Below are 5,985 nucleotides of genomic sequence, written 5' to 3'. Positions count from 1 at the left end.
GGAGTGGGGAGGGGGGAGTGGGGTGAAGAAGAATTCAAAATCTAAAATCTAAAATCACTAATCCCACACATCCAACCAGAGATTCGATCGCATAGCGTTTGGAGTAACGATAAGACGGATTAGAGTAGACTTGAAAATTGCCGTTAAAACCACGGGAAGCGAGAGCAAGAGAAAAGCGATGGTAGTGTTGCAGCGATCGCACCATCAATTGACTGACTAATAGTCCTGTACTGTGCATCCACTGCTGGCGGGTGCGATAACCACCGCGTGCCCGTTGTGCCAGTTGAAGTTGTGTTAAAATATCGAGAAACAGAAAGATGAATCGATACATCAGTAGCAACAGATCAATTAACACAGTAGGGATGCGACATTGACGCAAGATTGACAACAATTCTGCGAATGGAATGGTGAATAGAATGAATAACAGACAGGAAGTACAGGCAATCGATCGCATCCCCACTTCGATCGCCTGTACTAAGCCCGATTGACTGATAAAACCATACCAATTCCCCACTACCAGCCCCCCAAACGAATTCGTCTGGATCAGAGCGCGTTGATCCACCGGGACAATCTCCAACACCAATGCTGGAACGCTGGTCAACAGAAAGAGCAGCATCACGACCAGTACCGATCTATAGACCCTGAAAGGGGTTCGAGCATAGCCAACTGTCCATACGCTGAGCCAGATAAAAATTACTCCTTGAGTGGCAGGGTGGGCGATCAGGGCTATCCCCAGAACCACCAGCGCAAAGATCAGTTTTTGTTGGGGGGGTAAGGGTCGGAGACGATTGGTGTAGGCATAGGCATCGAGATGATGATGCATCGATTTAACTAATAATCCTTGAATTCCGGAGACTGGCTCACTTCTGGGTGTTGTTGGGATGCCTGTCGCTCATGCCTGCCTCGATACAGCCCAATTACATAGCCGATGACTCCCGCTCCCAGTCCGGCTTGCAGGGCAAACAGCAGCGATTCAATTTCACCACTGGCAGGTTCAAACAGAGGGCTGAACCAAGGCTGATAGTTAGGGTTGATCTCCTGAATCGCGGCTTCTGCTTCGCCATCGGCTCCGCCAAACTCCGCTTCGCGCACTAAAAATAGAGGGGCGATCGCCAGCACCACTACCGCCACAACCAGTAACCAGTTGTTCCAACGTTGACTTTTTGGGCTCATGCCTATGCCTCCTGCTTCATGATATTCAGGACTTGCAATTCTTCTCGGTTGTAGGTCTGCAACCAGTTCCATACCAGCACCGTCAACAACCCTTCGCTAAGAGCAAGGGGAATTTGAGTCACAGCAAAAATTGTGGCGAACTTGGTAAAGGCGGCGAAGAAGCCTCCGGTTGCCGATGGAAACGCCAGAGCCAGTTGCAGGGATGTGACAACGTAGGTAATCAGGTCTGCCAGGGTTGCTGCCAGGAAGATTGCCAGAGTTTGCCTGCCGCTGAAACGCATCACCAGTTGATAAATCCCGTAGGCAATGAAAGGACCCACAACTGCCATCGACACGGCATTGGCACCCAGCGTAGTTAAACCACCATGTGCCAGCAGTAACGCCTGAAATAACAACACCAGGCCACCCAAAACCGACATCACGGCTGGACCAAATAACACGGCTCCCAAGCCAGTCCCGGTCGGGTGAGAACAACTACCCGTCACCGAGGGAATTTTCAAGGCAGAGAGGACAAAGGTGAATGCTCCTGCCAATGCGAGTAATAGTTTGGTTTCAGGATGCTGATGGGTGATGTGAGTGAGCGATCGCAGCCCCCAGAACAGAAAGGGCAGATACACGATCCACCAGAAAACAGCCCAGCCGACCGGCAGGAACCCTTCCATAATATGCATGGCATAGGCAGGCGTGGGCGATCCAACAACTAAATAACAACTCAGCCCCGCCATCATCACAAGGCTGAACCATTGACGGTTTTTCCTGTTCATCTGTACCTCGCAGACTTCTCAATCAAAACAAGCTGTCACATTCGGCGGGCATCCTGACTTAAAGAGATGAATCTCTTATCACAGTTGCGGGACAGCGGCAGATTTACATTGCTCTTTCCCCCTTACGTCTGGTGGCTGTTCCCCACCAAAACCGAATTTTTCAACAATACCACCGATTCTCAAACAAACACCTTGACTTAAGATAATGTTTGGCTTGAAGCATCCCCACCATTCAGCAGGAGATGAGAGTCTCATCCCTCGCTATTTCACCCAAGAATAAGAACCAATCAGAAGTCCATGATTTTATCTGCTGCCAAAATCAAACTGGGTATATCCTGATTCTCTTTTGCCAACTGAGCGCCCGATCGTAAGTTGCTTGCTGTTATTCCTGCGGCTTCTGCACAAGCTGGACAGACCATCACCTTGCCCCCTGCTGCCACAAATTCATCATACAGTTGGGCTAGCGTCATCGGACTACTGCCCCACCGCAAATTCAAGGGTTGATTTTTGTCCGCAATCCGCACTCCTTCCAGAGTCAAAACCAGCATCACCTGAGCACCCCGTTTTTGCAGGTTCGTCCCTAATTTCAGTGCCATAAAGGCAGCATGCAGGTCATCAGTCCCATGATTCAGATGCAACGATGGTCTGCCCCTGTCCACTGGTTGATGATCGCGGTGATGTCATCATTCAGGCTTAGTACCCGCAGAAAAGGAAGTTGTCAAATGACGGGCCGTCAAACTTTATCCAAACTGGTGTTCAACGGTTTACAGCCAGAACATTCTAGCTTCGCAAGAGACGAGGCAACCCCATTGCCGTTAGAAAAATCACTAACTGGGTTGCCACAATACTGGGACCAGACGGCAAATTGAACGCCGCAGAAACTACCATGCCAATGACCGCACTTAACGCCCCTAACCCTGCCGATAGCACCACATAATTGGTGAATGTCCGGCTCAGCAATCGGGCGGCACAGGCAGGAATGACCACAAAGGCACTGACTAACAAAACACCGATCGCCTTAATCGAGATGCCCACCACCAGCGACAGTAAGACAATAAATGCGGTTCGGTGAAGGGATACAGAGACTCCACGGGCGATCGCCAACGGTTCATGCAGGGTCAACAACATTTGCGTTCGCAAGGTTAATCCAATAAACACCGTGCAGACGATTAATAACAAACTGCTCAAGACTAAATCCAGTTCTCGTACTGCGAGAATATCGCCAAACAGCAGGTTATTCAGTCCACCTTTGTACTGTCCAACAAAGCTGAGGACAATGACAGCGATCGCCAATGATGAAGAATAGATGATATTCAGCAGTGCATCGGTCCATAACCGGGTTCGTTCTAATAGATACGTGACTCCCAGGGCAAAGCAAACGGCAAAGGGTAACAAGACAACCGATGGATTAATGCCAATCAGTAAGCCAATGCTGATACCCAACAAAGCTGAATGTCCTAAGGCATCACTGAAGAAAGACAATTGGCGTAGGATCGTGAAGCTGCCCAGCATTCCGCCCATTAACCCGGTGAGAATGCCACCCAATAGTGCCCGTTGCATAAAGGGAAGCTGGAACAGTTCGATGATGCGGGTGAGGTCAGTAGACATAAGGGGGAGTGGGGAAGGGGGAGTGGGAAGAATAGGGGAGAGGTTTAGGATTTTGGGGTGTAGGTGATGGCTGTTGGGAGGATTCAGTCTTATCGGGATTTGGAGGTTTGGCAGCAGGGGATGGAGTTGGCGGAAAATTGCTATCGGTTGACAAAAACATTTCCGAAGGAAGAAGTTTATGGCATGGTTTCACAAATTCGGAGAGCAGCGGTTTCAGTCCCAGCCAATATTGCTGAAGGCTATGGACGAGAATATCGAAATCAATATATTCAGTTTCTTCGCATTGCTCAGGGTTCTTTAAAGGAACTGGAAACCCATCTTTTACTAGCTGTACGAGTTGAATTGATCACAGATCACAAAGCTCAACCCATTCTCACTCAATGTGAATCTACAGGTAAATTGCTCCGCGCCCTCCTCCGCGCCCTTCAAAAAACTTGACAGATTCCCTACTCCACCTTCCCCACTCCCCTTAATGCTGATGACGATAGCGAACAAATTCAGCCCCGTAGGCAGCAGAAAGATTGTCAGGGGAGAGGGCAACTTCTGGAGTTCCCTGACAGAGTAAGGTGCGGTTTAAGCAGAGAACGCGATCGCAGTTTCGGCGCACCATATCTAAGTCATGAGAAATTTGCAGGATTGCCCAACCCTGCTCCCGTTTGAGTTGGTATAACAGTTGGTAGAATTCTGATTCACCCCGCACATCTAATCCTGCTGGAGCTTCATCTAGGATCAACAAACGACGGGGACGAACCAGACAGTAGGCTAGAAGGACACGCTTAGTTTCGCCTCCCGACAGCCCACTGATTAACTGATGCTTGAGATGGGCAGCATCGACCCGTGCCAACGCTTCACGAATGGCTTGGCGGCGTTTGCGGTGGTCTTTCCAGGGCACCTGAAACCCTAATTGATCCCATCCCAATCCCACCAATTCTTCGACGGTAATGGGAATACGGCGATCGAACAGAAAGTTTTGCGGCAAATAAGCAATTTGCTGACGGATAGCAGGCGCGAGAAAACCGCGACGAGACAGAGGTTGTCCCAGGATAAAAACATCCCCTGTTTGTCGGGGCAGAATACCCAAAATCGCCTGCACCAGCGTACTTTTACCTGCGCCATTCGGACCCACGATCGCCGTATCGGTGCCTGTTTCTAACGCAAACGAGACATCCTGCACGGCTGGATACGTTTCTCGATACACCGTTAAGTGTTCGATCTCTAACACAATGTCTGACAAACCAGCCTCCTAAAACCTCACCCCAACACGTTGGGGGATAACGGCAGGTTGGGGTGTCCAGAGTGGCAGAAAAGATTGGGTTGATTGTCCTGTAAATGCCGTCACCAACGTATTGACATTCTGCCGCATGGTGGTGAGGTAATAATCCGGTTGGAGTGCCTCAGGACTACCCGTTTCGAGTGGGTCAAAGGTGCTCACCCGCACGTTCAAATCCTTTGCCAGTGATGCAAACGCATCTTGTCCACTCTGGGGTTCGGTCAGGAGTGTTTTTAGATTGGTTGTTTGCACCGTATCCATGACTCGTTTCACATCATCCGGAGAAGGATTACCTTCTGGTACATCGACTAAGAACGTTGCCTTCAAGTTATAGCTTTGGGCAAAGTAGGGCGCAAAGTCGTGAAAGGCAACAAAAGTTTTCCCGGCATAGGGTTGCAGCCGTTTTGTGGTTTCGGCATCCAAATCCCGTAACTTCTGAACGTAGGCGGCTGCATTAGCGGTATAAATTTCTTTCCCTGCTGGATCAGCCGCAATTAGTCCATCCCGAATGTTTTCGACCTGTCGAATTGCCCGCTTTGGATCCAGCCAGATATGAGGATTGTATTTTCCATGATCATGTCCATGTCCAGCTTCTGCTTTTTCATTTGCTCCATGCTCGTGATCATGGTCATGGGCTTCCCCTTCGATCGATTCTGTCGTAATGGTCTGGACACCCTGACTGGAATCAATCACCTTCAGGTTGGCATTCCCTGCATTTTTAACCAGATCCTCCAGAAACTCCTCCATCTCTAGCCCGTTCTGCACCAACACATCAGCTTTCGCCAATCTCTGAGCATCTTCTGGTTTTGCCTGATAGTCATGGGGACCGACATTGGCAGGTAACAGTTGAGTCACCTCTGCCCGATCGCCCGCCACCGCTTTTGTAAACTGAGTCATCGGCAAGAACGTTGTCACCACCTGCAACTCATCTGCTGTCGCCGCCGGCGACGATTGTGCTTGTGAATCCGAGTTTGTAGTGGGTGCATTCGTGGCACAACTTCCCAGGCTAAGCGCGATCGCCGACACTACAGCAACAGACAACCGACGAACGAGGTTTCTGGATGGTTGTAATCTTGTTTCTGAATGAATCATCTGAGATATCCTTTCAACTAATTGATTAACTAAGTAAGTAAAGAATCAGTTATTTCCCCACTCCCCACTCCCCATTCC

The 5,985-nt window shown here is 49.6% G+C and carries 8 protein-coding genes and 1 riboswitch; of the genes, 1 reads left to right on the top strand and 7 read right to left on the bottom strand.

Going from position 1 to position 5,985, the window contains the following annotated elements; all coding sequences use genetic code 11:
• Positions 1-34: 34 nt before the first annotated feature.
• From cbiQ to ACN4EG_RS26870, 5 genes are all read right to left on the bottom strand, one after another.
• On the bottom strand, positions 35-823 hold the full coding sequence (cbiQ, locus tag ACN4EG_RS26890; RefSeq protein ID WP_431633363.1) for a cobalt ECF transporter T component CbiQ: 789 nt from the start codon (positions 821-823) through the stop codon (positions 35-37).
• Between the two features lie 8 nt (positions 824-831).
• Entirely contained in the window at positions 832-1,173 is a 342-nt protein-coding gene (locus tag ACN4EG_RS26885; RefSeq protein WP_431633362.1) for an energy-coupling factor ABC transporter substrate-binding protein, read from the bottom strand.
• A 2-nt stretch (positions 1,174-1,175) separates the two neighbouring features.
• Complete coding sequence (locus ACN4EG_RS26880; RefSeq protein WP_431633361.1) at positions 1,176-1,937, bottom strand: energy-coupling factor ABC transporter permease; 762 nt, start codon at positions 1,935-1,937, stop codon at positions 1,176-1,178.
• Positions 1,938-1,963: 26 nt separating this feature from the next.
• A riboswitch (cobalamin riboswitch) is annotated at positions 1,964-2,108 on the bottom strand.
• A gap of 116 nt (positions 2,109-2,224) precedes the next feature.
• Entirely contained in the window at positions 2,225-2,596 is a 372-nt protein-coding gene (locus ACN4EG_RS26875; RefSeq protein WP_431633360.1) for a DsrE family protein, read from the bottom strand.
• Positions 2,597-2,717: 121 nt separating this feature from the next.
• The gene (locus tag ACN4EG_RS26870) at positions 2,718-3,545 is read right to left on the bottom strand and encodes a metal ABC transporter permease (RefSeq protein WP_431633359.1); all 828 of its coding nucleotides are present in this window, start codon (positions 3,543-3,545) and stop codon (positions 2,718-2,720) included.
• A gap of 66 nt (positions 3,546-3,611) precedes the next feature.
• On the opposite strand from ACN4EG_RS26870, the gene ACN4EG_RS26865 reads away from it, so the two are divergent.
• Positions 3,612-3,983, top strand: coding sequence for a four helix bundle protein (locus tag ACN4EG_RS26865; RefSeq protein ID WP_431633358.1), 372 nt, complete (start codon positions 3,612-3,614; stop codon positions 3,981-3,983).
• Between the two features lie 31 nt (positions 3,984-4,014).
• Here the strand turns inward: ACN4EG_RS26865 and ACN4EG_RS26860 are convergent, their stop codons facing one another.
• Together ACN4EG_RS26860 and ACN4EG_RS26855 are read right to left on the bottom strand one after the other, a co-directional pair.
• Positions 4,015-4,779, bottom strand: a complete 765-nt coding sequence (locus tag ACN4EG_RS26860) for a metal ABC transporter ATP-binding protein (RefSeq protein ID WP_431633357.1) — start codon at positions 4,777-4,779, stop codon at positions 4,015-4,017.
• 9 nt (positions 4,780-4,788) lie between these two features.
• The gene (locus ACN4EG_RS26855) at positions 4,789-5,907 is read right to left on the bottom strand and encodes a metal ABC transporter substrate-binding protein (protein WP_431633356.1); all 1,119 of its coding nucleotides are present in this window, start codon (positions 5,905-5,907) and stop codon (positions 4,789-4,791) included.
• Between the last annotated feature and the right edge of the window lie 78 nt (positions 5,908-5,985).

This window comes from Alkalinema pantanalense CENA528 (assembly GCF_050753345.1).
Lineage (GTDB): Bacteria > Cyanobacteriota > Cyanobacteriia > Leptolyngbyales > Leptolyngbyaceae > Alkalinema > Alkalinema pantanalense.
Note: the sequence above shows the minus strand (reverse complement) of the source record. Positions and strands in the feature narration are given on the sequence as shown.

What these genes read in the sequence shown, in the direction of transcription:
- cbiQ (WP_431633363.1), bottom strand. Translation starts at nt 823, where the DNA reads ATGCATCATCATCTCGATGCCTATGCCTACACCAATCGTCTCCGACCC.
- ACN4EG_RS26885 (WP_431633362.1), bottom strand. Translation starts at nt 1,173, where the DNA reads ATGAGCCCAAAAAGTCAACGTTGGAACAACTGGTTACTGGTTGTGGCG.
- ACN4EG_RS26880 (WP_431633361.1), bottom strand. Translation starts at nt 1,937, where the DNA reads ATGAACAGGAAAAACCGTCAATGGTTCAGCCTTGTGATGATGGCGGGG.
- ACN4EG_RS26870 (WP_431633359.1), bottom strand. Translation starts at nt 3,545, where the DNA reads ATGTCTACTGACCTCACCCGCATCATCGAACTGTTCCAGCTTCCCTTT.
- ACN4EG_RS26865 (WP_431633358.1), top strand. Translation starts at nt 3,612, where the DNA reads ATGGCTGTTGGGAGGATTCAGTCTTATCGGGATTTGGAGGTTTGGCAG.
- ACN4EG_RS26855 (WP_431633356.1), bottom strand. Translation starts at nt 5,907, where the DNA reads ATGATTCATTCAGAAACAAGATTACAACCATCCAGAAACCTCGTTCGT.